23 protein-coding genes and 3 tRNA genes are annotated in these 22,714 nt (G+C 73.3%); 6 read left to right on the forward strand and 20 right to left on the reverse strand.

The genetic code is table 11. The annotated features are described in order from the left end of the window. From AB0B76_RS18225 to AB0B76_RS18235, 3 genes are all read right to left on the reverse strand, one after another. On the reverse strand, positions 1-110 hold a 110-nt coding region (locus AB0B76_RS18225), incomplete at its 3' end, for a GTP-binding protein (protein WP_360376739.1). A 2-nt stretch (positions 111-112) separates the two neighbouring features. After that, complete coding sequence (gene cysD / locus AB0B76_RS18230) at positions 113-1,033, reverse strand: sulfate adenylyltransferase subunit CysD (protein ID WP_360376089.1); 921 nt, start codon at positions 1,031-1,033, stop codon at positions 113-115. Further along, a complete protein-coding gene (locus AB0B76_RS18235; protein WP_360376091.1) occupies positions 1,020-2,393 on the reverse strand; it encodes a cation:proton antiporter in 1,374 nt (457 codons plus the stop codon). The genes cysD and AB0B76_RS18235 overlap by 14 nt, the downstream gene beginning before the upstream one ends. Positions 2,394-2,452: 59 nt before the next feature. Between AB0B76_RS18235 and AB0B76_RS18240 the strand changes: the two genes are divergently transcribed. After that, positions 2,453-3,205 carry an SDR family oxidoreductase gene (locus tag AB0B76_RS18240; RefSeq protein ID WP_360376094.1) on the forward strand — a complete coding sequence of 251 codons (753 nt, stop codon included), beginning with the start codon at positions 2,453-2,455 and terminating at the stop codon, positions 3,203-3,205. Positions 3,206-3,210: 5 nt separating this feature from the next. On the opposite strand, the gene AB0B76_RS18245 is transcribed toward AB0B76_RS18240, so the two are convergent. The 7 genes from AB0B76_RS18245 to AB0B76_RS18275 form a co-directional block, all read right to left on the reverse strand. Next, entirely contained in the window at positions 3,211-4,602 is a 1,392-nt protein-coding gene (locus tag AB0B76_RS18245; protein ID WP_360376096.1) for an adenylosuccinate lyase family protein, read from the reverse strand. Positions 4,603-4,616: 14 nt separating this feature from the next. Then, positions 4,617-5,768 carry a Glu/Leu/Phe/Val dehydrogenase dimerization domain-containing protein gene (locus AB0B76_RS18250; RefSeq protein ID WP_360376098.1) on the reverse strand — a complete coding sequence of 384 codons (1,152 nt, stop codon included), beginning with the start codon at positions 5,766-5,768 and terminating at the stop codon, positions 4,617-4,619. Beyond that, positions 5,765-7,144, reverse strand: coding sequence for a pyridoxal-phosphate dependent enzyme (locus AB0B76_RS18255; protein ID WP_360376742.1), 1,380 nt, complete (start codon positions 7,142-7,144; stop codon positions 5,765-5,767). The genes AB0B76_RS18250 and AB0B76_RS18255 overlap by 4 nt, the downstream gene beginning before the upstream one ends. A gap of 2 nt (positions 7,145-7,146) precedes the next feature. Next, positions 7,147-8,808, reverse strand: coding sequence for a thiamine pyrophosphate-dependent enzyme (locus AB0B76_RS18260; protein ID WP_360376101.1), 1,662 nt, complete (start codon positions 8,806-8,808; stop codon positions 7,147-7,149). A gap of 4 nt (positions 8,809-8,812) precedes the next feature. Beyond that, positions 8,813-10,042 carry an ABC transporter substrate-binding protein gene (locus tag AB0B76_RS18265; protein WP_360376104.1) on the reverse strand — a complete coding sequence of 410 codons (1,230 nt, stop codon included), beginning with the start codon at positions 10,040-10,042 and terminating at the stop codon, positions 8,813-8,815. A gap of 27 nt (positions 10,043-10,069) precedes the next feature. Continuing rightward, positions 10,070-11,152 (reverse strand): sulfotransferase, encoded by a 1,083-nt coding sequence (locus AB0B76_RS18270; RefSeq protein WP_360376745.1) that lies wholly within the window; start codon positions 11,150-11,152, stop codon positions 10,070-10,072. A gap of 190 nt (positions 11,153-11,342) precedes the next feature. Then, positions 11,343-11,425, reverse strand: a tRNA-OTHER gene (locus tag AB0B76_RS18275). 146 nt (positions 11,426-11,571) lie between these two features. Between AB0B76_RS18275 and AB0B76_RS18280 the strand changes: the two genes are divergently transcribed. The 4 genes from AB0B76_RS18280 to AB0B76_RS18295 all read left to right on the forward strand — a co-directional run bounded on the left by AB0B76_RS18280 (position 11,572) and on the right by AB0B76_RS18295 (position 13,882). Then, positions 11,572-12,570, forward strand: a complete 999-nt coding sequence (locus tag AB0B76_RS18280) for a DUF2156 domain-containing protein (RefSeq protein ID WP_360376107.1) — start codon at positions 11,572-11,574, stop codon at positions 12,568-12,570. A gap of 13 nt (positions 12,571-12,583) precedes the next feature. Beyond that, on the forward strand, positions 12,584-12,727 hold the full coding sequence (locus AB0B76_RS18285; RefSeq protein ID WP_360376110.1) for a hypothetical protein: 144 nt from the start codon (positions 12,584-12,586) through the stop codon (positions 12,725-12,727). Between the two features lie 268 nt (positions 12,728-12,995). Next, on the forward strand, positions 12,996-13,430 hold the full coding sequence (locus AB0B76_RS18290) for a hypothetical protein (RefSeq protein ID WP_360376113.1): 435 nt from the start codon (positions 12,996-12,998) through the stop codon (positions 13,428-13,430). 221 nt (positions 13,431-13,651) lie between these two features. Further along, positions 13,652-13,882 (forward strand): hypothetical protein, encoded by a 231-nt coding sequence (locus AB0B76_RS18295; RefSeq protein WP_360376116.1) that lies wholly within the window; start codon positions 13,652-13,654, stop codon positions 13,880-13,882. Between the two features lie 8 nt (positions 13,883-13,890). On the opposite strand, the gene AB0B76_RS18300 is transcribed toward AB0B76_RS18295, so the two are convergent. The 10 genes from AB0B76_RS18300 to AB0B76_RS18345 all read right to left on the reverse strand — a co-directional run bounded on the left by AB0B76_RS18300 (position 13,891) and on the right by AB0B76_RS18345 (position 21,169). Further along, the gene (locus AB0B76_RS18300) at positions 13,891-14,505 is read right to left on the reverse strand and encodes a DNA-3-methyladenine glycosylase (RefSeq protein WP_360376119.1); all 615 of its coding nucleotides are present in this window, start codon (positions 14,503-14,505) and stop codon (positions 13,891-13,893) included. Positions 14,506-14,569: 64 nt separating this feature from the next. Further along, the gene (locus AB0B76_RS18305; protein WP_360376122.1) at positions 14,570-14,911 is read right to left on the reverse strand and encodes a VOC family protein; all 342 of its coding nucleotides are present in this window, start codon (positions 14,909-14,911) and stop codon (positions 14,570-14,572) included. A 12-nt stretch (positions 14,912-14,923) separates the two neighbouring features. Beyond that, the gene (gene serS / locus AB0B76_RS18310; protein ID WP_360376125.1) at positions 14,924-16,150 is read right to left on the reverse strand and encodes a serine--tRNA ligase; all 1,227 of its coding nucleotides are present in this window, start codon (positions 16,148-16,150) and stop codon (positions 14,924-14,926) included. Continuing rightward, entirely contained in the window at positions 16,119-17,606 is a 1,488-nt protein-coding gene (locus AB0B76_RS18315; protein ID WP_360376128.1) for an APC family permease, read from the reverse strand. Before AB0B76_RS18315 ends, serS begins: the two co-directional genes overlap by 32 nt. Before the next feature lie 13 nt (positions 17,607-17,619). Beyond that, positions 17,620-18,627: a VlmB-like protein gene (locus AB0B76_RS18320; protein WP_360376131.1), complete on the reverse strand. Its 1,008-nt coding sequence runs from the start codon at positions 18,625-18,627 to the stop codon at positions 17,620-17,622. Then, positions 18,624-19,127 carry a flavin reductase family protein gene (locus AB0B76_RS18325; protein WP_360376133.1) on the reverse strand — a complete coding sequence of 168 codons (504 nt, stop codon included), beginning with the start codon at positions 19,125-19,127 and terminating at the stop codon, positions 18,624-18,626. Before AB0B76_RS18325 ends, AB0B76_RS18320 begins: the two co-directional genes overlap by 4 nt. Before the next feature lie 11 nt (positions 19,128-19,138). Next, positions 19,139-19,666: a hypothetical protein gene (locus AB0B76_RS18330; RefSeq protein WP_360376136.1), complete on the reverse strand. Its 528-nt coding sequence runs from the start codon at positions 19,664-19,666 to the stop codon at positions 19,139-19,141. A gap of 21 nt (positions 19,667-19,687) precedes the next feature. Next, positions 19,688-20,827 (reverse strand): acyl-CoA dehydrogenase family protein, encoded by a 1,140-nt coding sequence (locus AB0B76_RS18335; protein ID WP_360376139.1) that lies wholly within the window; start codon positions 20,825-20,827, stop codon positions 19,688-19,690. A 145-nt stretch (positions 20,828-20,972) separates the two neighbouring features. Continuing rightward, positions 20,973-21,061: transfer RNA gene (locus AB0B76_RS18340), tRNA-OTHER, on the reverse strand. Positions 21,062-21,085: 24 nt separating this feature from the next. Beyond that, positions 21,086-21,169: transfer RNA gene (locus tag AB0B76_RS18345), tRNA-OTHER, on the reverse strand. Between the two features lie 135 nt (positions 21,170-21,304). Between AB0B76_RS18345 and AB0B76_RS18350 the strand changes: the two genes are divergently transcribed. Then, a complete protein-coding gene (locus AB0B76_RS18350; protein ID WP_360376142.1) occupies positions 21,305-22,714 on the forward strand; it encodes an aminotransferase class V-fold PLP-dependent enzyme in 1,410 nt (469 codons plus the stop codon).

A 22,714-nucleotide genomic window follows, 5' to 3' on the forward strand; every position in this document is an offset into this window, starting at 1 on the left:
GCCTCCAGCTGGTCCTCGAAGATCGCCTTCGAGTCGTACAGCAGCCGCCCGATCAGCGTCGACTTGCCGTCGTCGACCGAACCCGCGGTCGCGAAACGCAACAGATCCATGGCTAGAAGTACCCCTCCCGCTTACGGTCCTCCATGGCCGCCTCGCTCACCTTGTCGTCGCCGCGGGTCGCCCCGCGCTCGGTGATGCGGGTGGCCGCGACCTCGTCGATGACCTTGTCGATCGTGTCCGCGTCGCTGCGCACCGCGGCCGTGCAGGACGCGTCCCCGACCGTGCGGTAGCGGACCCGCTCCACGGTGGACGTCTCCCCCGGCCGCAGCGGCAGGAACTCGTTGACGGCGTACAGCATCCCGTCGCGTTCGACCACCTCCCGCTCGTGCGCGTAGTAGATCCCCGGCAGCTCGATCCGCTCCCGGGCGATGTAGTGCCAGACGTCCAGCTCGGTCCAGTTCGACAGCGGGAACACCCGGATCGACTCCCCCGGCGCGATCCGGGCGTTGAACAGCGCCCACAGCTCCGGCCGCTGGTTGCGGGGGTCCCACTGCCCGAAGTCGTCGCGGAAGCTGAACACCCGCTCCTTCGCCCGCGCCTTCTCCTCGTCCCGGCGCGCCCCGCCGAACAGCGCGTCGAAGCGGTACTTCTCCACCGCGTCGAGCAGCACCGGCGTCTGGACCCGGTTCCGCATCCCGTCGGCCGACTCGGCCACCTTCCCGGAGTCGATCGCCTCCTGGACGCTCGCGACGATCAGCTGCACGTTGAGCCCGGCCGCGCACCGGTCGCGGAAGGCGAGCACCTCGGGGAAGTTGTGGCCGGTGTCGATGTGCATGACCGGCGCCGGGATCGGCGCGGCCGCGAACGCCTTGGACGCCAGGTGCAGCATCACGACCGAGTCCTTGCCGCCGGAGAACAGCAGGACCGGCCGCTCGAACTCGGCGACCACCTCCCGCATGATGAACACGCTCTCGGCCTCCAGCGCGTCCAGGTGGGAGAGCCGGCGCACGTGCGCCTCGTCACGCGATGGCATCTGCGGTCCTTTCCTCGGCGGGCGCGCCGTGCCCGAGCAGGCGCAGCAGCGGCTGGGTCATAGCCGTGGTGACGAGCGCCATCACCACGAACATCGCGAACAGCGGAAGGCCGATCACCCCGAGCTGCAGGCCCAGGTTCAGCACGACCAGCTCGGTGAGGCCGCGGCAGTTCATCATCACGCCCAGGGCGAGCGCGTCACGGGGCGAGGCGCCCACGGCCCGGGCCGTGCCCGCCGTGCCGGCGAGCTTGCTCACCACCGCGACCGCCAGGATCAGCAGCGCGGTGAGCCACATCGCGGCGGTGAAGCCGATGAGCCGCACGTGCAGCCCGACGGTGACGAAGAACAGCGGCAGCATGACCCACAGGGTCACGCCCTCGATCTTCGTGGTCAGCTCGGCGACGAGCCGGGAGCCGCGGGGCATGACGACGCCGGCCAGGAAGGCCCCGAAGATGGGGTGCACCCCGATCCGCTCGGTCGCCAGCGCCGAGAGGAGCACGACGCAGATCATCGCCGCGGCGATGGGCCGCCCGACTTCGCCCCGGGCCCGGACGCGGTCGTCGAGGCGGCGCAGCAGTGGCCGTACCCCCCAGAGCATCACCGCGCCGAAGACGGCCACGAGCCCGGCCGTCACCGCGACCCCGGCCAGCGACGTGCCCCGGACGACGGCGATGACGAGCGCCAGCACGCACCAGGCGGTCACGTCGCCGATGCCGGCCGCGGCGATGCCCTCGGCCCCGATCGGCGTGCCGAGCAGGCCGCGCTCGCGCAGGATCCAGGCCAGCACCGGGAACGCGGTGATGGCGAAGCCGACCCCGATGAACAGCAGGAACGCCACCCCGCTGATCCCCGGCGGCGCGTAGGTGTCGCGCAGCAGGACGGCGACGCCGAGGCCGGCGGCGAACGGCAGCACGATGGTGGCGTGCCCGACCACGAGCGGGCGCGCGCCGGCCCGGCCGAGCAGGTCCAGCCGCAGCTCCGCGCCGATGAGGAACATGAAGAACACGACGCCGAACTGGGCCAGCGCGTCGAGGTAGGGCACCACGCCGGCCGGGAAGAACCAGCGCTGCGCGTCCGGGGCGAGCGCGCCGAAGAGCGACGGGCCGAGCGCGATGCCGATGAGCAGCTCGCTGACGACGCGGGGCTGGCCGAGGCGGGCCGCGAGCGCGCTGCCGAGCGCCCCGAGCGCGACGACCGTGACGGTGGCGATCAGCAGGTGGTAGACGATGCCCTGGGCCGGCGCCGGGTGGCCGGGGCCCGGGTCGCCCCGGGCGTCGCGCAGCAGGAAGAGCACGGCCGCGGCGGCGGGGAGGGCGACGAGGGCCGCGTACACGCCGATGTAGCGTCGATTTTTATCCACCGCCGTGGATGTCTGGCTAGCATTGCGGGCGTTGTCCATACGAGCTCCCGGAGGTTTTCGTGGCGTCACGTCTGGTCGTGGTCTCGGGCGGAGGAACGGGCATCGGGCGGGCGGTCGCGGCCGCGTTCGCCGATGCGGGCGACGAGGTCGCGGTCCTCGGCCGCCGGCCCGGCCCGCTGGCCGAGGCGGCGGAGAAGATCAACGCCTCGGCCGGGGCCGAGCGGGTGCGCGCGTACACCGCCGACCTGACCGAGCCCGAGCAGGTCCGGTCCGTCGCCGCGGAGATCACCGCCGGCGGCCGCCGGGTCGACGTGATCGTGAACAACGCCGGCGGCAACTTCGCGCCCGCGCCGCCGGACTCCCTCGAACGCATCCGCGCCGACTGGGAGGCCAACGTCGCGGGCAACGTGCTGCCCACGGTGCTGCTCACCGCCGCCCTGCGGCCCGCTCTGCGCCGCCCGGGCGGCCGGATCGTCACCGTCACGTCGGTCGCGGCCTTCCGCGGCCCGGCCACCTACGGCGGGTCCAAGGCGGCGCTGCACCCGTGGTCGGCCGAGCTGGCGACCGCCCTGGCCCCGGAGGGCGTCACGGTCAACGTGGTGGCCCCCGGGTACATCCCCGACACCGAGTTCTACGGCGCCCGGATGAGCCCGGAGTTCGACGCCGGCCGCGCCGCCCAGGCCCCGATGGGCCGCGGCGGCACCCCGGCCGAGGTGGCCGCCGCCGTGCGCTACCTGGCCTCCGCCGAGGCCGGCTTCGTGACCGGCCAGATCCTGCAGATCAACGGGGGCGCCCTGTTCGGCCGCGGCTGAGCGGCTCAAGCCTGCGCGGCCTGGCGCTTGCGCACCTCGGCGACCACCCGCATGGTGAGGGCCGCCGAGGCGCCCAGGTAGCTGCCGGGGTCGAAGATGGCCTCGAGGTCGGCCGGCCCGAGCACCGCGCGCACGTCGGGCGAGCTCGGCAGCAGCGTGCGCACCGGCACCCGCTCCTGCTGGGCCCGCTGGGTCAGGTCGTAGACGACCTCGTGCGCGTGCTGCTTGCCGAGCCGGGCGCCGAGGGCGAGCATCAGCCGCTCCGACATGATGTGGTCGGTGACCGCGTCGACGTTGCTCCGCAGCCGCTCGTGGTTGACGGTCAGCCCGGCGACGCTCTCCAGCACCATGGCGACGGCCGAGAGCGTGTAGTGCGCGGCGTCGGGCACGCAGGACCACTCCACGCGCAGCGCCCGCGAGTCGCGCTCGTGGTCGCCGACCATCCCGCCCAGCGCCACCCCGACCTGCGCGGCGGCGAGCCGGGCCATGACCACGACCTGCTCGCAGCGCTCGGGGTTGCGCTTGTGTGGCATGGTGCTGCTGCCGACCTTGCCGGGCCGCCAGGCCTCGGTCACCTCGCCGAACTCGGGCCGCGACAGCAGCCGGATCTCGTCGGCGATGCGGGCGAGGGTGCCGGCGAGCATGGCCAGGCCGCTGACGAACTCGACGACCCGGTCGCGGGCCACGTGCCAGCCGACGGCCGGGGCGGCGAGGCCGAGCCGGTCGCTGAACCGCTCCAGCAGCTCCGGGCCGTGCTCGCCGAAGGCCGCCATCGTGCCCGAGCCGCCGAAGAGCTGCGCGACGAGCACCCGCTCGCGCAGCTGCCGCAGCCGCTCGGCGTCGCGTGCGAGCTCGTCGACCCAGCTGGCCAGCTTGAGCCCGAAGCTCATCGGCAGCGCGGGCTGCGCGTGGGTGCGCCCGAGCGCCACCGTCTCGGCGTTGTCCTCGGCCAGGACCGCCAGGACCGCGAGCAGCTCGGCGAGCTGCGGCTCCAGCACGTCGAGCACGTCGCGCATCTCCAGCACCTGGCCGGTGTCCTGGATGTCCTGGGTGGTGGCGCCGTAGTGGATGAACTGCCCCGCCTGCGGCCCGCACGCCTTCTCGAGGACGCGCAGCAGCCCGACCAGCGAGTGCCCGCTGCGCTCGATCTCCTCCTCGACGGCGTCCAGGTCGATGTTCTCGATGCGGGCGGCCAGCGCGATCCGGTCGGCCATCTCCGGCGGGATCATGCCGAGCTCGGCCTGGGCGAGGGCGAGCGCGGCCTCGATGTCCAGCCAGCGCTGGTGGCGGCATACGTCGCAGAAGATCTCGCGGCTCGCCGGGGTGGCGTACCGGTTGCCGTAGAAGCGGGAGTCGGTGATGTGGCCGCGCTCGTGGCGGCACTCGGGCTTGTCCATGGGTGACCGTTCTCCTATCGGGTGTACCGGGAGGTGCCGTACGGCGGCGCGGCGGGGTCGGTGTCGGCGGCCGCGGCCAGCCGCAGGGCCGCCTCGCGCGGGGTGACGCCGAGCCGCCGGGCCGACCCGGCGATGTCCTCGACGAGCCGGTGCATGATGCCGGCGAGGGAGTCCAGGACCCCCCGCGCCGTGGGGACCTGGCGCGGGCCGAAGAGCGCCTCCATCGACGCCGAGCCGCCGATCCCGCCGATGAAGTCGGGCACGACGAACACGCCCCGGGTGTGCAGGCCGGTCTCGGCCGAGTCGCTCAGGCCGCAGTTGGCCCCGACGGCGACCGCGCCGAAGCGCGCCTCGGCGACCGCCTTCTCGTCCATGGCGTCGGCCGCGGCCGCGAGCACGAGCACGTCGGCCGGGGCGGTGAACACCGCCGGGGCGGGCCGGCGGACGCCGGGCGCGGGCAGCTCGGGCACCGGGGTGCGGGCCGGGGCGGCGAGCATCCGGGGCACGTCGAGGCCGGCCGGGTCGGCGATGGTGCCGTGCTCGTCGGCGACCGCCACGAGCCGGGCCCCCTCCTCGTGCAGGGTGCAGGCCGCGGCCCGGCCGAGGTTGCCGAAGCCCTGCAGCGCGTAGGTGAACTCGCGGGCCGCGACGGTCGCCCGGGCGGCGCCGAGCACCGCGTGCCCCAGCGCGTGCCCGGCCCGCCGCTCGCTGAGCGTCATCAGCCCGACCCGGTCGTCGAGCCGCTCCATCCGCTCGTGGAACGCCTGGTCGGTCAGGCCCTGGGCCCGGCGGACGGCGTACTTGATCGACGGCAGCCCCACGGTGCCGGCGATGCGCTGCAGCTCGTTCCAGCCGGTGCCCATGTCGGAGCCCATGCTGAAGCGCTCGACCAGCTCGCCGCGCAGGAACGCCAGGAAGCCGCGCAGGATCTCGGCCTTGTGCGGCGAGCGCGGGTCGAGGTCGAGCCCGCACTTGGCGCCGTCGACGTTGACGCCGAGCACCCGCTGCTTGAGCGTCATGCGGGCGGCCAGCTCGGCGAGGTCGGTGTCGCGCAGCCCGGGCAGCAGCCGGCAGCCGCCGGCGGCCAGGGGGCGCGCGGTCCCGTCGTACGCGAGCCACCCGCGCACGCCGCGGCGCGGGTCCTCGTACGTGATGATCTCGGTCATGACCGCCGTACCCCCATCGAATCGCGGAGCAGCTGGGCAATGTCGTGCGCCGTGACCACGCCGAGCACGACCCCGGCGTCCAGCACGGTGAGGGCGTCGTCGCCGCCGTCGAGCAGCGCGACGGCCCGGTCGAGCGACTGTCCGGCCCCGGCGGTGGGCAGCGGCGGCTCGAGATGCTCGCCGACCGGGTCGCCGAGGTCGGCCTCGCCCCGGGCCAGCCGCCGCACCAGGCTCGCCTCGCGGGCGGTGCCGAGCACCTCGGCCGCCCGGACCGGGTGCGGGGCCCGGCTCACCAGCAGCTCGCGCACGCCGGCGTCGGCCATGGTCTTGAGCACCACGCCGACGCTCTCGCCGGGCTCGGCCGGGCCGGGGCGCCCGGGGCCGGCGGCGAGCACGTCGGCCAGGTGTGGCCCGGCCGCGTCGCGGGTGAAGCCGCTGCGGCCGAGCCACTCGTCGTTGAAGAGCTTGGAGAGGTACCCGCGCCCGGAGTCGGGCACGATGACGACCACGACGTCGTCGGGGCCGAGGCGCCCGGCCGCGGCCAGCGCGGCGGCGACCGCCATCCCGCCGGAGCCGCCGGTGAGGATGCCCTCCTCCAGCGCCAGGCGCCGGGTCAGGGCGACGGCCTCGCGGTCGTGGACGGCGAGGATCTCGTCGGGCACGCCCGGGTCGAAGGAGCCGGGCAGGCTGGGCTGGCCGACGCCCTCGACGAGGTACGGCCGCAGCGTCTGTCCCGAGTAGACGGAGCCGTCCGGGTCCGCGCCGATGACCCGGACGCGGCCGCCGGAGACCTCCTTGAGGTAGCGGCCGGTGCCCGAGATCGTGCCCCCGGTGCCGACGCCCGCCACGAAGCAGGTGACCCGCCCCGCGGTCTGGGCCCAGATCTCCGGGCCGGTGCTGTGATAGTGCGACTCGGGGTTGGCCGCGTTGGCGTACTGGTCGGGCCGGTACGCCCCGGGCCGCTCGGCCGCGAGCCGGGCGGCGGTGTTGCGGTAGAAGTCCGGGTGCTCCGGCGGCACCGTGGACGGGCAGACGACCACCTCGGCGCCGTATGCGCGCAGCACCGCGATCTTGTCCGGGGAGACCTTGTCGGGGCAGGTGAACACGCACCGGTAGCCGCGCTGCTGGGCCACGAGGGCCAGGCCGACGCCGGTGTTGCCCGACGTCGGCTCGACGATCGTGCCGCCGGGGCGGAGCAGGCCGGCGCGCTCGGCGGCGTCGACCATCCGCAGCGCGATGCGGTCCTTGGCCGAGCCGCCCGGGTTGAACGACTCGAGCTTGGCCAGCACCGTGGGCGCGAGGCCCGCGGCGACCCGGCGCAGCCGGACGAGGGGGGTGTGGCCGATGAGGTCGAGCACCGACTCGTGGAACTCCATGGTCATGAGGGCGTTCCGTTCAGACGTCGGGAGGGCGAGACGTGCTCGAGGCTGGTGCGCACCTCGAGCACCGCCGGGCCCGGGTGGCGCAGCGCCTTGGCGAGGTACGCGCGGATCTCGTCGGGGTGCCCGGCGGTGAGCCCCAGCGCCCCGAACGACTCGGCCAGCACGGCGAAGTCGGGGTTGGCGAGGTCCGTGGCGATCGTGCGGCCCGGGTAGTGCCGCTCCTGGTGCACGCGGATCGTGCCGTAGCTGGCGTTGTTGGCCACGATGTAGGTGATGTCGAGCTGCCGCTCGCACGCGGTGGCGAGCTCGCCCGGGTTCATCACGAGGCCGCCGTCGCCGACGACCACGACGGTCGGGCCGCCATTGGGGCGCAGCGCGGCCGCGACGCCGGCGCCGGGGCCGAAACCCATGGCGCTGGACGAGATCCCGACGAGCCGCCCGCGTGCGCCGAAGCGCAGGTGGCGGTACACCCAGGCGGTGAACGTCCCCGAGTCGACCACGACTGTCGCGTCGCCGCCGGTCAGCTCGTCGAGGGCGGCCACGACGGCGCCGAAGACCACCCCGTCGCCGGCCGCGACCGGGTGCCAGACCGCCTGCGCCGCCTCGATGCCGTGCAGCTCGGCGCTCCACGCCGCGCGGCCGTGCGGGTCGCCGGTGCGCTCCCACCCGGCCAGCTCCGCGAGGAACCCGGCCGGGTCGGCCGCGCAGCCGGCCGCCACCGGGTGGTAGGTGCCGATGCGCTGCGCGTCCGGGTGGACGTGCACGAGCGGCTGGCGGCCGGGCAGCCGCCGGCCCGCGGTGGTCGTGTTGTCCAGCCGCGTGCCGACCGCGAGGATCAGGTCGGCCCGCGCGAGCGCGTCGAGCTGGGAGCGCGGGACGGAGTTGCTGAGGTGTCCGGCGTACTGCGGGTGCCGGTTGGCCAGCAGGTGCTGGCGCTTGTTGGCGGTGACGACCGGGATGTCGTGCCGCTCGGCGGCCCGCCGCAACAGGGTGCGCCCCTCGGCACTGTCCACCGCGGCGCCGGCGATGATGAGCGGGCGCTCGGCCCGGCACAACAGCCGGCGTACCTCCGCGAGCACCTCGACCGGCACCGCGGCCCGGGCCGGCACCCGCCCGGCTGCGCCCGGCACCAGCCGGGCCGGCTCGCCCACCGGCTGCGCGAGCACGTCTTCGGGGAGCACGAGCACGACCGGCCCGGGCGTGCCCGCGGTGGCCGTGCGCACGGCCCGCGCCACGAGCTCGCCGGCGTTGGCGGGATCGTGCAGCGTCCACACCGCCTTGGCGAACCCGCCGAAGAAGCGGGCGCAGTCCAGGCCCTGGAACGGCTCCCGCTCGGTACGGGCCAGCGGTACCCCGCCGACGAGCAGCAGCAGCGGCGCGCCGTCCTCGGCCGCGGCGTGCACCGCGATCGCCGCGTTGGCCGCGCCCGGCCCCCGGCTGACCGCGCAGATGCCGGGCCGCCCGGTGAGCTTGGCGTCGGCGAGCGCGGCGAACCCGGCCGAGCCCTCGTGCCGGCAGGTGACGACGTCGATGCCGGGCTCGTCGTGCAGCGCGTCGAGCACCGGCAGGTAGCTCTCCCCGGCCACGCAGAACAGCCGGTCGGCGCCGTGTGCGCGCAGGCCGGCGACGATCGCGGTCGCCGCGGTGGGTGCGGTCATCTCCTCACCCCGCCGCCGGGGCCCGGTATCCGGCGGTGGCCAGCGCCGGCGGGTGGATGATCGCCGAGTCGTCGAAGGTCTGGTCCCGGCTCTGGTACTGCAGCAGCGCCAGCTCGGGCGCCACGTGGTGCCAGTGGGCCGCGCCCCGCTCGTAGCGGATCCGGCCCTGCCAGGTGTCGAACTCGGTCGCCTCGAGGGCGTCGATGAGGTCCTCGCGGGAGTCGGAGCGCGCCGCGTCCAGGGCCGCCGCGATGATTGTGACGTCGGTGAAGTGGGTCAGCGCGGTGTCGGGCGGGAAGGTGCCGTACCGCTCGGTGTAGCGGTCGATGAACCAGCGCCCGATCGGCGTGATGCCCTCCCACGACGGGCGGTAGCGCATGGCCGGCCACATGGTGCCCACGCCCGCGTCGCCGGTGAAGTTCCAGAAGTCGGCCGAGCGCAGCGGGAAGCCGAAGGTGACCATCATCGGCGTGCCCGGCAGCAGGCCGAGCGCCTTCGCCTGATCGATGATCATGTAGTTGGTCCTGATGACGCCGCCGTTGACGAACAGGTCGGGCTCGAAGGTCTGGATGGCCTTGAGCGCGTCGGTGAAGTCGCTCGTGTCGTCCTGCGGGAAGTCGAAGCGCAGGAACTCCATGCCGTGCTTCGTGCGGCCGTAGTGCTCGAGCGTGTCGGCGGTCTGCTGGCCGAAGACGGTGTCGGCCGCGATGAGCCCGATGCGGCGCATGCCCTGCGACGCGGCGAAGTCGAGCATCACCGGCACCCGGTCGGCGATGGAGAAGTACGCCCGGAAGACGTTGCGCCGCTTCTCCGACGTGACCGTGCTGTGCCCGTTCTCGATGAAGATCGGCACGTCGTACCGCGTGGCGACGTCGACGACCCAGGGCGTGGTGCGCAGGTGCCACTGGCCCAGGGCCGCGGTGACCTCCTCGACGAGCGCGAGCTTGGTCATCTGGGCCGCGGACGAGCGGGCCATGCCCTCGGTCGCGGCGGTGGCCTGGTCGTCGTAGAGCACCAGCTCGATCTGGCGGCCGTCGCGCGTGCCGCCGTGCTCGCGGACGTACTCCACGCCGAGGCAGGCACCGCGCACGACGAGCTCGCCGGCGGTCGCGTCGCCGGGCGCCGAGAGCGGGGTGATCACGCCGACGCGGACCGGGTTCTCCCCCGCGCCCTCGTTGGCCGCGTCGACCATCGCCTTCGCACGGGCGTACGGGTTGTCGTCTGGTTGGGTCATCGCTGCCTCCATCGGATCGGGTGGGCGTCAGACGTCGAATGCGGCGCGGTAGGCGGCCAGGCGGCGGTCGAGGCGGTCGCCGTCGATGCCGAAGTCGCCGAGCCGGTACCGGTGGGTCGTCGCCGGCTTGTCCGCCCCCGCGGCCAGGTAACGGGTCATGCGGTCCCGCGCCGCGGCGGTGACGGGCACGCCGATGCGCTCGCAGACGCCGGCGACCACGCGCAGGGGGTCGGCGACGAGATCGGCGTAGCGGACGTCGATCGGCGCCCCGCCGGGGTGGGTGGCCTCGAGCGCGCGGGCGGCCCGGTCCAGCCAGTGCGCGCCGATCTCGGACGGGCTCACGTCGTCGGAGCGGGCGGCGCGCACCGCGGCGGTGAGGCTGCACACGCTGCCGATCGCCACCTTGGGGTCGCGGTGCAGCCGGATCACGGTCGCGCCGGGGTACACGCGGTCCAGGTCGTCGAGGTGCCACAGGTGCGAGGGGCACTTGAGCACGACCGCGGCCGCGGGCTCGGGGTCGGCGCTGAGCAGGCAGTCCAGCTGCAGCTGGTGGAAGTGGTAGGCCGCGGCCATCGGCTGCCGGTCCAGCCAGTCCATGTAGGACGGCACGTTGTAGCGCAGCCCGTAGATGAAGTGGCGGAAGCTGTTCGCGGTGAGCCGGTGGCACTCCTCGGGCAGCTGCGGGTCGAGCGGGTGGATCGCCCGGAAGTCCGGGGCGGCGCGGTAGTACTCCTCGACGTAGGCCGCGCACCCGCGGATGCGCTCCCGCGGCGGCCTCGGGTCGGCGACGCTCATCAGCTCCCACAGCCGCGGCGCGCGCAGGTCCGGGTGCTGGGCGAGGAGGTTGTGCAGGAACGTGGTGCCGGTGCGCAGCAGGCCGGTGATGAACACCGCCGGCGGCCTTGCGACCGGCGGCCGGCTTTTTACCGCGCGGGCCACCCGCAGCTGGGTGACGAGGGCGCCGAGCAGGGCCGCGCGGGTGCCGGCCCGGCCCCGCTCGCTCAGCCGGGCCTCCTCCTCCAGCGCGGTGGTGAGCACGCCCAGGCCGTCGAGGAAGCGCAGCGGCTCCCCGGGCTCGGCGCCGGCCGCGAGGCGGGCCTCGTCGACCAGGCGACCGGCCTCGAGCGTGGGCGTCGCGATGCCGGTCACGTGACCTCCCCGTACTCCATTGCTGCGAATGCAATTCCCGGAACGAGTCTGGCAAGGGCGGCTGACGTTCTGCTGACCTTGTCCTGACCATTCGGACCGAAACACGAAAACGCCCGGCCAGGATCCGGCCGGGCGTTTCGCGATACATTTGCGGAGAGGGCAGGATTCGAACCTGCGCAGGCAGTGCCCATCCGATCGAAACCGGATCCCGTTAGCCGCTCCGGGCACCTCTCCCTTGTGCTGCCTCAATCATGGCACGGGGGCCTGACGGGCCACTGACCCTGCGCTGACCCATTTTCGCGCCTTGCAATGGCCGCCCGCAGGTGTATAACTGGTCAACGGATGCCATTTACCGCCGCTGATCGGAAAAGGGCTTTGCCATGACTGAAGTGTTGACAGAAAGCGACCTCGTCCTCGACGCGATCCAGCGCTATCCGGTGGCGAACAATCCGAGCGCTTTCCTGGCGCTCAACGACGGCAACCTGTACTTCCGCGCCGAAGGCGTTCCCGGCGTGGTCGTGTACCGCGAGTTCGACCGGTACCTGGTGCAGTTCGCCGGCCCGTTCGCCCCGCTGGAGGCCCGCCGCCGGCTGCTGCAGGAGTTCGTGCGCCACGCCGCGGAGCTGGGCAAGGAGATCGTCGCGGTGCAGGTCCAGGACGGTGACGCGCCCGACTACGTGGCCGAGGGCTTCACCGTCAACCAGATGGGCGGCTCGTTCGCGCTCGAACTGTCTCGGTTCACGCTCGCCGGCACCGCGTTCATGCAGCTGCGCAACAAGATCTCGCGGGCGCTGCGCACCGGGATGGTGGTCCGCGAGGTGCCGCTGGAGCAGTGGCACGACGCCATGCTGGAGCTCGACCGCGGCTGGCTGGGCACCAAGGGCGAGAACGTGAAGCCGCTGGAGTTCCTCGTCGGGCAGTACGGCGGGCGGTACCAGCCGATGCGCCGTGTGTTCATCGGGGAGACCGACGGCCGGCTCATGGGGTACATCACCTACTCCCCCGTCTACGGCGAGCACCCCGGCTGGCTGCACGATCTCACGCGCCGCCAGCCCGACGCTCCCCCCGGGGTGATGGAGGCGATCAACAAGACGGCGATCGACACCTTCATCGCCGAGGGCGTGCCGTGGCTGCACTTCGGCTTCACGCCGTTCTGCGAGCTCGAGACCCAGCCGAAGTTCCCGGGGTACAGCAAGGCGTTCCACTGGTTCATGTCGCACCTGTGGGAGCACGGCGAGATGGTCTACCCGGCGCAGACCCAGCACGCGTACAAGCACAAGTGGAACCCGACGCTGATGACCGGCGAGTACATCGGCTTCCAGCGCGGCGCCTCCATCCCGGCGCTGGTGCACATCTTCCGCGCGTGCAACGCCATCTAGAGGAGGGTTTGTCATGGACGAGATCGAGGCCGCCGGGCAGAAGGTGTTCGAGATGTTCGCCGCGTGCGGCGCGGCGCCGGACGACGTCGCCGTGGGCGAGGAGGCCGACCGGGCCCTGCGTCACCTGGACGAGCTGCTGGCCGGCCGGCCATCCTGACCGTGGGTCCACGTCGTGCCAGTAGGTCGGCCGGGGCGACGTAGGCGCCGGCCGACCCGCTGGACTCCGCCCGGGCCGGTCGGGGCGGCGGAGGCGCCACCGGACGCAGACCCCGAGCCGGACCCGCACGCGGCGGTCGCGGTCAGCAGGCCCACAAGGATGGCCATCAGACGTAGACGATGCTTCAGCATGACCGACCCCTACGAACCCCGCGCCACGCGTGCCGGTCGGATGCAGAGCCTGCATCGCCGTGCGTCAGGATCAGAGCATGACGGCCCCCTCGGAAGCGGCGCGGTACTCGATCCAGATGCTGATCAGCGACTGGCTGCTCATCGACGGCACCATGGACAACCACGTCTGGTCGGCCGTCGAGCAACCCGGCGGGGACGGTGCGGCGGACCCGGACATCGCGCGACGGCCCGAGGTGGCCCGGCTCGGTCTCAGCGTGCGCCGCGCGGGCTGGGACCAGATTGCGGGGTGGCCGCACGACCTCGAGGGCTTCACGACGTGGCCCGCCCCGGGGCAGACGGCGCGGATGTCCCTCAGCGGCGCACAATGGAGCCTGGTCGTCCTCGCTCTGCGCTACTGGGCGGACGTCGACGAGCGCATGTCCGATGTCGATGGGGCGGCCAGGTCGCGGGGTATCGCGACAAGCGTGGAGCAGCGGCTCGTCAGCCTGGGCTGGTCGCCGGCAACGCCGTGAACCACCGGTACGCCGCACGGGCAACGGCGTACGGATCGCGATACCGGTCCGCATCCGGGTGCCGGAATCCGGCGCGGATCGGATGGTCGATGATCACCGATCCGGGTGACGGCGGCGGCCGGAACGGGCAATAGCGGGGCGGGCGGGCCGGCGGACACTTCGCTCGTGGCGCACGCGCAAAGCCCCGGCATCGGCCCCCAGCGCCGGAAGGTCGACCGGCCGTGATCCCATTCCCGCTGCTGGAGATTCTCGGCGACGTCGCCACGGTCGTCATCGGCCACCAGACGAAGAAGCTGGAGATCGCCGAGTCGGCCGCGGCCCGCGCGGCCGACAACCGCTCCTCCAGGCCGGCCGACGGCCGACGGGCGACCGCTTGGGCTCGGGGTACGTCGACGGCGGCCACCGGCGGGCCGTCCACGCGCTCGCCAGGTCTGGCACGTGGCGCCGGCTGAGCCCCGCGTCAGCGCATGACCTCGACGGCGCGCCACAGGTAGTGGCAGGCCATGGTGCGGTACGGGCGCCACGGCTCTGCCATGTCCGTGAGCTCGGCCGGGGACGGCAGCTCCGCGGTCCCGAAGACCAGCGACGCCCCCTTGCGCACCCCCAGGTCGCCCACCGGCAGCACGTCGGGGCGGCCCAGCCGGAAGATCAGGAACATCTCCGCCGACCAGCGGCCGATCCCGCGCACCTTCGTCAGCGCGGTCACGATCGCCTCGTCGTCCATGGCGGACACGTCGTCGAGGGTCGGCAGCTCGCCCGAGTCCGCGCGCTCGGCCAGGTCGCGCAGCGCGAGCACCTTGGCCCGCGACATCCCGCACCCCCGCAGGTCCTCGTCGGAGGAGCCCAGGACCGCCTCGATGCCGGGGTAGCCGTCGGGGCCGGGGCAGAGCTTGACCAGGCGGCCGAAGACGGTCGCCGCCGCCTTGCCGCTGAGCTGCTGGAACACGATGGCCTCGGCGAGCATGGCGAACACGTCCGGCGCGCCGCGCAGCGGCGTCTCCAGCGGCCCGAGGCGCTTGATCGCCCGGCCCAGCCGCGGATCCGCCTTTCGCAGGTGGTCGACGGCGACACTCATGCGACTTCTTCCCTTCCACGGCGCAGACCCGCCGGGGTCACCGGCGGGTCTCGGGCTCAACGGGTCATTCGGCGCAGACGCAGAACTGGTTGCCCTCGGGGTCGGCCAGTACCACCCAGCCGCTCTCCGCGTAGCTCTTCACCTCGCTGGCGCCGAGGCCCTGGATGCGGCGCACCTCACCGGCCAGGTCGGCGGTGGTGAGGTCGAGGTGCAGCCGGTTCTTGCCGGTGGCGGCCTCGGGCACCCGCTGCAGCGCCAGACCCGGGCCGCTCTTGGCCGGGTCGTGCAGGTAGGTGTTGTCGTTGTCCGACGAGGAGACCTCGTAGCCGGTGACGTTCAGCCAGAACGTCTTGGCGCGGTCCATGTCGTTGGTGTCGATCGTGATCGTGCCGATCCGTACAGACATGTACATATCCTCCTAAAGATTGCTGCCGCGTGCAAACATCTCGTTCAGCCCGCAGTAGGGCACCAGGGCCGCGGGCACCTCGACGGAGCCGTCGGGGCGCTGGTACTGCTCGAGGATCGCGGCGAGGGTGCGCCCGATCGGCAGGGCCGAGCCGTTGAGGGTGTGCGGGAAGCCACCGCCGCGCAGCCGGATGCCGGCCCGCCGCGCCTGGAAGTCGCCGCAGTCGGAGCAGGACGAGATCTCGCGGTACGCGTCCTGCCCGGGCAGCCACACCTCGAGGTCGAACGTGCGCCGGGCGGTGAAGCCGAGGTCCCCGGCGCGCAGGTCGATCACGCGGTACGCGAGCCCGAGCTCCTCCAGGCAGCCCGCCGCGTGCGCGGTGAGCCGCTCCAGCTCGGCGCCGGCGTCCTGCGGGCGGCAGAGGCGCACCAGCTCCACCTTCTCGAACTGGTGCACCCGGATGAGCCCGCGGGTGTCCCGCCCGTAGCTGCCGGCCTCGGCGCGGTAGCAGGGGGTGCGGGCGGTGACCGCGATCGGCAGCGCGGCGGGGTCGAGGGACTCGCCGCGGTACAGGTTCACCAGCGGTACCTCGGCCGTCGGGATGAGCAGCAGCTCCCGGTCGGCGACCGCGGTGTGGAACAGGTCCTCGGCGAACTTGGGCAGCTGCCCGGTGCCGGTCATCACCTCGGGCGTGACCAGGTGCGGCAGCCCGTGCTCGACGTAGCCCGCCCCGGCGTGCCGGTCGAGCAGGAAGGAGACGAGGGCCCGCTCGAGCCGGGCGCCCGCGCCGCGGGTGACCGCGAACCGCGCGCCCGAGAGCTTCGCGGCCCGGCCCGGATCGAGGATCCCCAGCTCCTCCCCGAGCTCGGCGTGATCCTTGCGGCCGAGCCAGGTGCGCCCGGGCGGGTCCCAGGAGCGCACCACGACCGGCTCTTCGGCGGCGGTACCGTCGGGAGCCTCCTCGGCCGGCACGTTGGGCACCCGCAGCAGCCGGTCGTGCAGGCCGGTCTCGACGGACCTGATCTCGGCCTCGAGCTCCTGCAGCACGCCGCGGCCCGCGCGGGCCTCCTCGCGGGACCCGCTCGAGCGCTTCAGCGAGGTCCGCAGCTCGTCCCGCGACCGGATCAGCTCCCGCCGCCGCTCGGCCAGCTCGCCGAGCCCGGCGGTGTCGACCTCGTAGCCGCGCCGCTTCAGGCCGACGACCGACTCATCGGTCAGCAGTTGCCGCACGTCGTGCATGAGCCGGCTCCTCCTCCACCGTTGGGGTCGCCTGCTCGACGGCCGCCGGTTCCTCCGCGGCCAGCGCCGCGTACCGGGCCGGCCGGGCGGACCGCAGCCACAGGCCGTAGCCGATCCCGGCCAGCGCGACCAGGCCCATGAGCCACGGCAGCGCGTTGACGACCGCCGAGTCGGTGCCGGTGACGAGCGGGAACTTCATCACCAGCAGCACGGCCGCGTACAGCAGCCCGGCCAGGCCGAGCAGCGGCGCGAGGCCGGTGCGCCACCAGTGCCGGTCGGCGCGGCGGGCGAAGAACCCGAGCACGCTCGCGGCCGCGGCGGCCTGCAGCACCACGATCCCGAGCGTGCCGAGGCCGAGCATGCTCGTGGCGAGGTTGGTGTACGGGTCGAGGCCGGCGACGGCGAACAGCGCGCACACCACGACGGTCAGCACGGTCTGCACCAGGCTCGCGCGGGACGGCGACCCGTGGGTCGGGTGCGCCCGGCCGACCCAGCGCGGGAGCACGCCCTCGCGGCCCAGGACGTAGGTGTACCGGTTGGTGGCGCTGTGCAGCGACAGCACGGCCGCGAACAGGCTCGTGCACATGAGCACCTGCATGACGGTGGTGGCGGCGCCGTTGAGGTACTCGTCGGAGAGCCCGAAGAACAGGTCGCCGAGCTGCGCGTTGGCCGTCTCGGTCACGCGGTCCGGGCCGATGCCGCCGACCGCGAGCCAGCTCGTGACGGCGTAGTACACGGCGATGAGCACGACCGAGGTGTACGTGGCGATGGGCACCGCGCGCCGCGGGTTCGGCGTCTCCTCGCCGTACAGTGCCGCGGACTCGAAGCCGATGAACGACATGAACGCGAACATGAGCGCGACGCCGAGCCCGGGCGAGAAGACCGTGTGGGCGCTGAAGGACTCGGCCGGGGCCGCGTGCGCCCCCCGGTGCACCAGGATCGCCACGTCGAGGATCGCGAGGATGGCGATCTCGCAGACCATCAGCACGGAGAGCAGCCGGGCGCTGATGTCGATTTCGCGGTACCCCAGGAAGGCGACCACGAGCACCGCGACGCCGACCCACACCTCCCACGGCAGGTGCAGCCCGTGCTCGCCCGCGACGAGGCTGGTGAAGTACCCGAAGGCGCCGATGAGCCCGATGGTCGCGGCGTTGTAGGCGATGAGCGCGACGAGCCCGCCCCCGACCGCCGCCGGGCGCCCGAGCCCGCGGCCGATGTAGGTGTAGAAGCCGCCCGTGCTCACGACGTGGTGGCTCATCGCGGCGTACCCGACCGAGAAGCACAGCAGCGTGAGCCCGGCGAAGACGAAGGTGGCCGGGACGCCGGCGCCGTTGCCGATCCCCATCGCCAGCGGCACCGTGCCGACCATGGCGGTCAGCGGGGCGGCCGCCGCGACGACGAGGAACACGATCTTCGGGGCGCTCAGCGAGCGCTTCAGTTGCGTGGTGCCGTCCATGGCTGCTCCCGTCTCACAGGATGCGGGGCGCCTGGGCCCGCAACAGGTCGATGGCCTCGGGGATGCCCATGTACACCAGGCGGGCGTCGGCCAGTTCGTCGTTCCACCTGGCGGCCAGCTCCCAGCGCGACTCCGGGGTGGTGTCGATCAGCCGCCGGCCGGGGAAGAGCTCGTAGTCCTGCAGCGCCGACCGGTGCGGCTCAATGCCCTCCTGGAACAGCCGCTCGCGGTGCATGACGAACTCGCGGTCGTGCAGGGTCTCCCAGAGCTCCCGGCCGCGGCGCAGCACGTCGAGCACGTGGCCCCGCTCGTCGGGGTGCCGGATGAGGTGCTCGCGCACGTACGAGCTGCCGACCGTCAGGTGCCGGATCTCGTCGATGGCCGCGCCGCGGGCGATCTCGCCGGCGACCGGGTCGAGGACGCCCCACTTGCGCTCGCTGAGCTCGGTGGAGGCGGCCAGGACGCCCTCGATGATGATGGCGAAGGCGACCACGGCGCCGACGAAGTCGCCCTCGTCGCGCACGATCTGGGTGGCGAAGCGCTGGATGGGGTCGAGGATCTCCCGCTGGTACACCTTCCCGGTCTCGCGGATCCGGTCCATCAGCCCCTCGGCGGGGTGGCCGAGGTCCAGGAGGTGGTCGCGGAAGATCTGGTGGTGGCGGACCTCGTCGATGAGCTGGGTGCTGTAGAACTCCAGCTCCGCGACGCCGGGCGCGGCCGCGACGTAGTGCGACAGGACGCGGGTGGCCGCCTCCTCGTCCAGCGCCCGGTACGACAGCTCCAGGCTGAGGGCCTCGCGCAGGGGGCCGGGCTCGCGCATGTACTGCGGTGTCTGCTGTTCGCCCGTGTGGCCGCTCGGGCGGCCCTTGAGCGTGCCCTGCGCGACCGCGCGGAACCAGTACGCGACGTTGCACTGCTCGACGGTGAGCTCGAGGTTGGCCGCGCCGTCGAGCAGGCCGGGCGCGTGGTCGAAGTCGGCCTCGACCGGGACCTCCAGCTCGCGGTGTACGGTCTGGGTCATTGCGTTGCTCCTCTGTCGTTGAAGAGTCGGCCACCGAAGGTGAGCAGTGGTTCGCCCGCGTGGTCGTGGCGGCCGCCGACGACGTGCGCGACGAGCATGTGGTGGTCGCCGATGGCGTGCCGGTCGGCCACGCGGCAGGCGAGGTGGGCGAGGCAGCCGCCGATGAGCGGCGCCCGGGTCTCCGGGTCGGGGGCGATGCTCAGGCCGTCGAACTGCGCGCGCCCCATCGGCCGCTCGGGGTCGGCGAAGCGCGCGGCCAGCGGCGCCTGGGCGTCGCTGAGGACGTTCACCGAGAAGGCCCCGCTGCGCTCGGCCATCGCCGTGAAGGCCGAGGGCCGGCGCAGGCACACGCCGAGCACCACCGGGTCGCGGGAGATCGCCACGACCGCACTGACCGTCGTGCCGTGCCACAGGTCGCCGTCGCAGACCGTCAGCACCGTCACGCCGGACGCGACGCGGCGCAGGGCCGTGCGGGCCAGCACGTCGACGTCCTCGCCCACCGCCGCGCTGGTCACCGCGCCGCGCGCGCCGACGCCGCGACCGGGGCCGGGGAGGGCGGCAGGTCCACGGCCGCGGGCACGCGCCGCGCATCGGAGGGGGTGCGCCGGAGCATCTCCACGATCCGGTCGTAGGCCGGGCTCGGGATCGGCTCGAACGGCAGCCCGAAGGGCTTGAGGAAGTTGCCGAACAGGCCGCGGTCGCCGAACACGTGGAACGGGATCGCCAGCAGCGCCCACTCGGGGCCGATCAGCCACAGGTACAGGCCGATGACGGCGGTCTGGGTGACGAAGCTGTGCGCCGAGTTGTACAGCACGTAGTACACCTTGGAGATGCGGTGGTCGGGGCTGCGCCGGAACGCGATGGCGCCCGGGATGTAGCCGACCAGGTCGATCCAGGCGAACAGCGCGATGAACGGGATCCAGCGGATCTCGGTGATGTGCCACAGGATGAGCACGATCGACAGGCCGAAGCCAAGGAGGTACTCGGCGCGGTGCAGCTTGAACGTGACCGGCGATTCGAACGGGTTCTTCTGGTCCATGGTGGAGGGTCTCCGTTCCTGTCAGGACAGCCGCAGCGGCTCGCCCTTGAAGTAGTCGTCGAGCGCGCCGGCGGTGCTGCCGCGCGACGGCGGGTGGAACGCCAGCGCCCCGATGGTCGAGGCGAGGTAGGTGGTGTCGGCGTCGCGCAGGAACGCGATGCCGCCGAGCAGCTCGACCGCGCCGGTGACCGCCGCGGCCAGCAGGTCCTGGCTCGCGTACCGCGCGACGAGCACTTTCGCCACGGCGTCCTCGCCGGCCAGGCCGGCCTCCAGCGCCCGCGCGGCCCCCTCGACGAGGTCGACCGCGGCCTCCAGGCGCAGGGTGAGCGCGAGCCGGTCGGTGGCGCCGCCCCGGCCGCGTTCGAGCACCCGCGCGACGATCGCCGACGCGGCCCCGACGTACGTCGAGGTGGCCAGCAGCTCGAACCACGTGAAGCCCGCCGTCTGCAGGTCGTCGAGGCGGCTCTCGTCCTCGGGGGTGCTGGCGATGACGAGCTCGGCCGGCACGTGTACCCGCTCCAGGCGCACCTCGTGGCTCTGCGCGCCCTTCAGCACCGGGTTGTTCCAGAACGGCTGGACGCTGATGCCCGCCGACGAGGCCGGGATCAGCAGCAGGGCCAGGGCCGGGCGCCCCCGCTCGTCGGTGACCGACACGCTCGCGGTGAGCACGTCCATCGAGCGCGCGAGGCTGCACGGCTTCTTGGCCCCGTTGACCTCGTAGCCGCCCTCGACGGGCGTCGCCACGACCGACGGCAGCAGGATGTTCTGGTCGGTGCGGCCCTCCGCCCAGCCCGACGCGAGCAGCAGCCCGTCGGCGCCGATGCCGGACATGAGCTTCAGCTGCGCGTCGGTGAGCCGGCCGGCCGACTCGGCCAGCGAGAACAGCATGGCGACGGTGAAGTGGTGCATGGCCAGGCCGACGCCGAGCGACGGCGACAGGGCGGACACGGCGCGCTGGACCCGCACGGCCTCCAGCGGCCCGGCCGCGCCGCCGCCGAAGTCGGCCGGCGCGAGCAGGCCGGGGCCGCGGTGGCGCCGGTAGATGTCGAGCACCGGGCTGCCGTCGGCCTCCCGCTCCGCCAGCGGCAGCGCCTCGAGCGCGGCGAGCAGGCCCGGATGGAAGCGCTCGCACTCCTCGCGGGCGACGGTCAGGGAACGCATCGGGCGAACGCCTCCTTCGAACGGTTGGAACAGCTCCGTCGCCGAGTCTGGCAATGGCGGCTGACCGTGGCCTGACTCTGAACTGACCACCGTTTCCGACGTGAAAAAGCGCCCGGGATCGCATCCCGGGCGCTCTTTCCTTCAATGGCGGAGAGGGCAGGATTCGAACCTGCGTGGGCCCATTGGGCCCGACCAGTCACCCGGTCCCCGGTAGGCCGCTCCGGGAACCTCTCCTCGCTGGGTGTCGCTTCGCTTTCGCGGAGAGGGCAGGATTCGAACCTGCGCAGGCAGTGCCCATCCAGTCGAAACCGGATCCCGATGAACCGCTCCGGGCACCTCTCCTTGTTTCCCTCGTCCGGTGCCTTGCGGCTCCCGTTCGATGTCTCCATCTTGCACCCCCCGCCTGACCCCCGGCTGACGACCGCCTGACGCATTTCACGTCAGCCGGAAATCAGCCGGGAATCGCATGATGAGCGCATGACACACGCCGACGAAGCGGTGCTGGGACTCGCCGCCGAATACGCGAACGAATACCTCGCCGGGCTGGCCACGCGGCCGGTCGGCGCCACCGCCGGGCCCGCGCAGCTGGAGCCGCTGCTCGGCGGCCCGCTGCCCGAGGGCCCCGGCGAACCCACCGAGACCATCAGCCTGCTGGCGAAGGCCGCGCGCACGGGCGGCGTCGTGGCCAGCGGCGGCCCGCGGTACTTCGGCTTCGTCGTCGGCGGCGCCCTGCCCGTGTCCGTCGCCGCCGACTGGCTGGTGAGCGCCTGGGACCAGAACAGCGGCGTGTACGACCTGGGGCCGGCGACGGCGACCGCGGAGTACGTGACCGCGCAGTGGCTCGTCGAGCTCTTCGGCCTGCCGGCGGGCACGTCGGTCGGCTTCCCCACCGGCTGCGCGATGGCGCACCTGACCGCGCTGGCCACGGCCCGCCACCACGTGCTCGCCGCGGTCGGCTGGGACGTGGAGCGCGACGGCCTGCGGGGCGCGCCGGAGGTGCACATCGTCGCGTCGGCCCAGCGGCACCTCACGATCGAACGGGCGCTGCGGTACCTGGGCCTCGGCATCGGCCGCACGAAGCCGGTCGGCACCGACGCCGAGGGCCGGATGCGCCCCGACCTGCTGCGCGCCGAGCTCGCCCGCTGCGACGGCCCGACGATCGTGTGCACCCAGGTCGGCGACGTCAACAGCGGCGCGATCGACCCGGTCGGCGAGATCTGCGACATCGCCCACGAGCACGGCGCCTGGGTCCACGTCGACGGCGCCTTCGGCCTGTGGGCGGCGGCGAGCCCGGCGCTGCGCCCGCTGCTGGCCGGCATCGAGCGCGCGGACTCGTGGGCGTCGGACGCGCACAAGTGGCTCAACGTGCCGTACGACTGCGGCCTGGTCTTCGTCCGCAACGCCGAGGACCACCGCGCGGCCATGCTCAACGCCCGCGCCGACTACCTGCCCGACCCGGTGCCCGGCGAGCGCGACCCGATCGAGTGGGTCCCGGACTTCTCGCGGCGCGCGCGCAGCCTGCCGGTGTGGGCGGCCCTGCGCACGCTGGGCCGCTCGGGGATCGCCGCCCAGATCGAGCGCGGCTGCGCCCTGGCCCGCCGCTTCGCCGCCGGCCTGGCCGCGATCGAGGGCGCGGAGGTCCTCAACGAGGTGGCCCTGAACCAGGTCCTGGTCCGCTTCGCCGGCGACGACACCATCACGAGGGGCGTGATCGAGCGCCTGCAGGAGCGCGGCGTGAGCTGGTTCGGCGGCACGACGTGGAACACCCAGGCGGCAATGCGCGTCTCGGTGACGTCATGGCGCACGACGGAGTCCGATGTGGACACGGTGCTGACCGAGATCCGCGCCGTCTTCACCGAGGTCCTGTCGGCGACCGTCCCCGTCTAG

The sequence above is a fragment of the Dactylosporangium sp. NPDC049140 genome (assembly GCF_040648435.1).

What these genes read in the sequence shown, in the direction of transcription:
- AB0B76_RS18260 (WP_360376101.1), bottom strand. Translation starts at nt 8,808, where the DNA reads ATGACCGCACCCACCGCGGCGACCGCGATCGTCGCCGGCCTGCGCGCA.
- AB0B76_RS18255 (WP_360376742.1), bottom strand. Translation starts at nt 7,144, where the DNA reads ATGGAGTTCCACGAGTCGGTGCTCGACCTCATCGGCCACACCCCCCTC.
- AB0B76_RS18320 (WP_360376131.1), bottom strand. Translation starts at nt 18,627, where the DNA reads ATGACCCAGACCGTACACCGCGAGCTGGAGGTCCCGGTCGAGGCCGAC.
- AB0B76_RS18245 (WP_360376096.1), bottom strand. Translation starts at nt 4,602, where the DNA reads ATGGACAAGCCCGAGTGCCGCCACGAGCGCGGCCACATCACCGACTCC.
- cysD (WP_360376089.1), bottom strand. Translation starts at nt 1,033, where the DNA reads ATGCCATCGCGTGACGAGGCGCACGTGCGCCGGCTCTCCCACCTGGAC.
- AB0B76_RS18250 (WP_360376098.1), bottom strand. Translation starts at nt 5,768, where the DNA reads ATGACCGAGATCATCACGTACGAGGACCCGCGCCGCGGCGTGCGCGGG.
- AB0B76_RS18285 (WP_360376110.1), top strand. Translation starts at nt 12,584, where the DNA reads ATGGACGAGATCGAGGCCGCCGGGCAGAAGGTGTTCGAGATGTTCGCC.
- AB0B76_RS18290 (WP_360376113.1), top strand. Translation starts at nt 12,996, where the DNA reads ATGACGGCCCCCTCGGAAGCGGCGCGGTACTCGATCCAGATGCTGATC.
- AB0B76_RS18315 (WP_360376128.1), bottom strand. Translation starts at nt 17,606, where the DNA reads ATGGACGGCACCACGCAACTGAAGCGCTCGCTGAGCGCCCCGAAGATC.
- AB0B76_RS18280 (WP_360376107.1), top strand. Translation starts at nt 11,572, where the DNA reads ATGACTGAAGTGTTGACAGAAAGCGACCTCGTCCTCGACGCGATCCAG.
- AB0B76_RS18265 (WP_360376104.1), bottom strand. Translation starts at nt 10,042, where the DNA reads ATGACCCAACCAGACGACAACCCGTACGCCCGTGCGAAGGCGATGGTC.
- AB0B76_RS18350 (WP_360376142.1), top strand. Translation starts at nt 21,305, where the DNA reads ATGACACACGCCGACGAAGCGGTGCTGGGACTCGCCGCCGAATACGCG.
- AB0B76_RS18330 (WP_360376136.1), bottom strand. Translation starts at nt 19,666, where the DNA reads ATGGACCAGAAGAACCCGTTCGAATCGCCGGTCACGTTCAAGCTGCAC.
- AB0B76_RS18335 (WP_360376139.1), bottom strand. Translation starts at nt 20,827, where the DNA reads ATGCGTTCCCTGACCGTCGCCCGCGAGGAGTGCGAGCGCTTCCATCCG.
- AB0B76_RS18305 (WP_360376122.1), bottom strand. Translation starts at nt 14,911, where the DNA reads ATGTCTGTACGGATCGGCACGATCACGATCGACACCAACGACATGGAC.
- AB0B76_RS18300 (WP_360376119.1), bottom strand. Translation starts at nt 14,505, where the DNA reads ATGAGTGTCGCCGTCGACCACCTGCGAAAGGCGGATCCGCGGCTGGGC.
- serS (WP_360376125.1), bottom strand. Translation starts at nt 16,150, where the DNA reads ATGCACGACGTGCGGCAACTGCTGACCGATGAGTCGGTCGTCGGCCTG.